The 2,688-nt window shown below is 76.6% G+C and carries 4 protein-coding genes; 3 read left to right on the top strand and 1 reads right to left on the bottom strand.

The genetic code is table 11. The features are described from left to right. Positions 1 to 284 (bottom strand): chalcone isomerase family protein (locus tag LLG88_02935; GenBank protein MCE5245863.1); only part of this gene is annotated, 284 nt, incomplete at its 3' end. Positions 285 to 628: 344 nt separating this feature from the next. Between LLG88_02935 and LLG88_02930 the strand changes: the two genes are divergently transcribed. From LLG88_02930 to LLG88_02920, 3 genes are all read left to right on the top strand, one after another. Continuing rightward, complete coding sequence (locus tag LLG88_02930; protein MCE5245862.1) at positions 629 to 1,669, top strand: glycosyltransferase family 9 protein; 1,041 nt, start codon at positions 629 to 631, stop codon at positions 1,667 to 1,669. A 155-nt stretch (positions 1,670 to 1,824) separates the two neighbouring features. After that, positions 1,825 to 2,319: a hypothetical protein gene (locus LLG88_02925; GenBank protein ID MCE5245861.1), complete on the top strand. Its 495-nt coding sequence runs from the start codon at positions 1,825 to 1,827 to the stop codon at positions 2,317 to 2,319. 135 nt (positions 2,320 to 2,454) lie between these two features. Next, positions 2,455 to 2,688, top strand: a 234-nt coding sequence (locus LLG88_02920; protein ID MCE5245860.1) for a hypothetical protein, incomplete at its 3' end; no start/stop codon positions are given.

The raw sequence follows: 2,688 nt of genomic DNA, 5'->3' as shown, positions 1-2,688 counted from the left end.
CGCAGCTCCTCCGCCGTCTTGCCCGCCCATCGCGCGAGCGGCCCGCGCGCGGCCTCCGCGTCGACGTAGAAGCCGAAGGCGTAGACCTTGAAGATCAGCTTGCTCCGGACGCCGGTTCCGGCGAGTTGTAGCGCCCTGGAGTCGCCGGCAAACGTCGCCGAAGAGGCGAAGACCATCTTCGTGGCCGGCTCCACGACGTCCGCTCCGGGCGTTTGGGCGGCGGCCGGGACGGCGGCGAAGAGGACGCCGCAGGCGGCGGCCGCGGCGCCGATGGTCCTGAACATGGAAAGCCTCCTTCGCGCGGAAGCGCGCCCCGCGGCCGTTCCTCGGGCGCGCCGCGCGGATCCCGCGGCGTCGCGCGCGCCCCGCGTCCGTGCGGTTCGCCGACGCTTCTCGGGACGACACTACCACGGCCCGGGGGCCGAGGGACGGAAGGCGGGCGCGGTCGTTTCCGCGTGGCCTCGACGCCGCGGCCCGGGGCGCGGGACGAGGCGGGGGCGCGTCGGGCGCTCTCGCGGTCGCAGGAGGCGCGCGGCGCGGCGGGACGCGTCCGGAGCGCGGCGCCTTCGCGGTCGCGGGCGGCGCGCGGCGGGGAGGCGGCCGAATCGGCGCCGACTACAATGGCCGCATGAGACGTCCCGTCGCCGCCTCCGAGCCGCCGCGCTCGATCGTCGTCGCCCAGCTCGCCTTCATCGGCGACATGGTCTTCGCCACGCCGCTGCTCGACGAGATCCGCGGGCGTTGGCCCGACGCGGCCCTGGCCGTCGTCGGCCGTCCGGCGGCGCTCGAAGTGCTGCTCGACCATCCGGCGAACCCCGAGCTGATCGCCTACGACAAGGGCGGGCGCGACCGCGGCGCCGTCGGCCTGCTGCGCGTCGCCCGCGCGGTGCGCGCGCGGCGGCCCGACGTCTTTCTCGGCGTGACCCGTTCGGGGCGGACGGCGCTGCTCGCGCGCCTCTCCGGCGCGCCCTGCCGCGTCGGCTTCCGCGGCCCGGCGCGCGGCGCCTGCTACGACCACCTCGTGCCGCGCGACGACGGACATCGCCGCTTCCCGGAGCGCCCGACGGCGCTCCTCTCGCCGTTCGGCCCGCTTCCCGCCCCGCGGCCGATGAGCCTCGCGGTCGGCGCGGTGCGGCGCGCGGCGGCGGCGGAGGCGCTCGCGGCCGCGGGCTGGCGCGGCGAGCCGCTGCTGGCCATCGCGCCGGGCGCGCACTACGCGACGAAGCGTTGGCCGGAGCGGCACGTCGAGGCGCTGCTCGACCTCGCCGCGGCCGACGGCTTCGCTCCGGCGCTCTACGGCGGGCCCGAGGAAACCGCGCTCGTCGAACGGCTTCTCGCCGGTCGCCCGCGCGCGCTCGACCGTCGCGGCGTCGGGATCCGCGGCGTGGCCGCGGAGCTCTCCTTGGCCGCGGCGTTCGTCGGCGGCGATTCCGGGCCGGCGCACATCGCGCGCGCCCTCGGCACGCCGGCGGTGGTGCTGCACGGCCCGACCGATCCGACGCCGCTCGCCGACGGCCGGCCGTACGTCGTGCTGACCGTCGATCTCGACTGCCGGCCGTGCAGCCCGCACGGCGACGCGGTCTGTCCCCGCGGCCACCATCGCTGCCTCGAGGAGATCGCCCCGGAGCGGGTCCTCGCGGCGGTGCGCGCGGCGGCGCGCGGCGCTTGAGGACGTCCGCGCGGCGCGGGCGGCCGGTATCATTCTCGGGCGGCGCGGCGCGCGTCCGTTCGCCGCGGCGAACCGCCGCCGGGCGGGCGCCGGCGATCGTTACGGGCTAACGTTGTGCGGCTGTTTTGAGCGATTTCACAAGGAAGGACGCACCGATGGCGCTGTGGACGGCGAGACAGATTTGGAGCGCGATGCCGAAGGATCGCCGCGAGGCGGCGGCGCTCGCGCTGTGGGAAGACGAGAACCTCAACCGGCAGGCCCGGCTGACGTGCCTCGCTCCGTGGCTCGCGGCGCGGGGGATCCGCCCGCAGTTCCTCGAGCAGATGCCGAAGACGCGCCGCGCGCGGCTGCTGGCCGAGGGCGGGGCGCCCGAGGACACGGCGATGCAGGCGCTGCTGTCGTTCCATCTGCGGGAACGGCGTCCGATGCTCGGGCGGTTCCTCGACGCGCTCGGGATCGAGCACGAGAACGGCCTGATCAAGGACGGCGCGCAGTTCGAGCCGCCGGACGCGGAAAAGGTCGCCGCGGCGGCCGCGACGCTGCGCGCGGAGTTCCCCGCGGAGGACGTGGACGTCTACCTGCGCACGCTGACCGCCTCCGATCCGGAGACTTGGGCGAACGTCGCGACGCTCGCCGGCGAGCCGCGCTGAGCGGGGCGGACGAGGCCGTCGGCGTCTTCGCGCCGGCGGCCGCCTTCGTCGGCGGGGCGCGCGGCGCCCGACCGGTCCTCGGATAGTGCAACCGCGCGGGAAGACGGCGCGTTATCATCGGACGAGGAGCGGACGATGCTGTTCGAATACGGCGCGTTGTTCATGCTCGCGCTCGGGCTGGCGGCGGCGTGCGGGTTGGCCGCCGCGGCCGGGCTGCAGTTCGGGATCGGGCTGATCTTCGCCCCGCTGCGCGCCGGCCGCGCGGTGATGGCGGTCGTCGCCGGGCCGGACGCTTCGCTCGAAACGCGGGTCGTGGTCGCCTTGGCTCTCGCCGCGGCGGCCGCCGCCGTGCCGCTTCTGGGCGCGGCG

Source organism: bacterium, assembly GCA_021372775.1.
Lineage (GTDB): Bacteria > Acidobacteriota > Polarisedimenticolia > J045 > J045 > JAJFTU01.
Note: the sequence above shows the minus strand (reverse complement) of the source record. Positions and strands in the feature narration are given on the sequence as shown.